The organism is Rahnella perminowiae, assembly GCF_019049695.1.
GTDB lineage: Bacteria > Pseudomonadota > Gammaproteobacteria > Enterobacterales > Enterobacteriaceae > Rahnella > Rahnella perminowiae.
On sequence record NZ_JAFMOT010000085.1, the window covers coordinates 1 to 466 of the forward strand.

1 protein-coding gene is annotated in these 466 nt (G+C 50.6%); it reads left to right on the top strand.

Annotated features, from left to right (window positions below):
- The coding region (locus J1781_RS00410) for an ATP-binding cassette domain-containing protein (protein ID WP_217233022.1) at positions 1–466 on the top strand (466 nt) is incomplete at both ends.

Consider the following 466-nt stretch of genomic DNA (forward strand, 5'->3'; position numbering starts at 1 on the left):
GCTATCCACCCACGATTTGCGCCATGCCCGTCAAAACATCGGGATGATTTTTCAGCAGTTTAATCTGATGGCAAATCGCACGGTGGCACAAAATATTGCCTTTGCCCTAGAAATTGCCGGTTGGGAAAAAACGGCCATCAAGCCGCGGGTGATGGAATGTCTTGAAATTGTCGATTTGGTCAATCGCGCCAACCACTATCCCGCCCAGCTCTCTGGTGGTCAAAAACAGCGGGCAGGTATCGCACGCGCGTTAGCACCCAAGCCTCATGTAATGCTTGCCGATGAGCCTACCTCTGCACTCGACCCTGCAACGACCAAATCGGTGTTAGCCTGTCTCAAGGATATTAATGACAAGTTTAACGTCACTATCGTGATTGTGACTCATGAAATGTCCGTGATTCGCAAGCTGTGTAACCGCGTCGCCCTACTTGATAAGGGCAGATTGCTGGAGGTCGCTGACGTACAT